1 protein-coding gene is annotated in these 430 nt (G+C 37.7%); it reads right to left on the bottom strand.

Annotated features, from left to right (window positions below):
* Positions 1-430: glutamate--tRNA ligase family protein (locus WG67_RS08470; protein ID WP_458694895.1), on the bottom strand; the 430-nt coding region annotated here is incomplete at both ends.

The raw sequence follows: 430 nt of genomic DNA, 5'->3' as shown, positions 1-430 counted from the left end.
CAACTTCATTTCTATCCAATTTAAATCTAAAATGTGGTCTTCGTCCTTCTTGCTCATAACGAATTTTCTCTTGCTCAGTTAGAAGTAACGCGCTTCTGTCATATACCGGGGGAAATCCTTGTTTTAACTGCAATTTTCGTTTAATGTCTAACTCTTCTCTTGTTTCATAGCATGCATAAATATGCCCTTCTTTTATTAACTGCAAAAACACCTCATTGTAACGCTCAAAGCGCTCTGATTGCTTAAAACTTGCATCCCAATCTATGCCAATCCATTTTAGGTCTTCTATGATATCATTTATATATTTGACATCTGAACGCTGAAGGTCAGTATCATCAAAACGGAGTAAAAATTTTCCGTTTTGATTGCGTGTGTACATCCAACAAACCAAGGCAGTTCGTACGTTTCCTACGTGGAGGTAGCCAGTTGG

The organism is Wolbachia endosymbiont of Drosophila incompta (assembly GCF_001758565.1).
Classification (GTDB): Bacteria; Pseudomonadota; Alphaproteobacteria; order Rickettsiales; family Anaplasmataceae; genus Wolbachia; species Wolbachia pipientis.
Note: the sequence above shows the minus strand (reverse complement) of the source record. Positions and strands in the feature narration are given on the sequence as shown.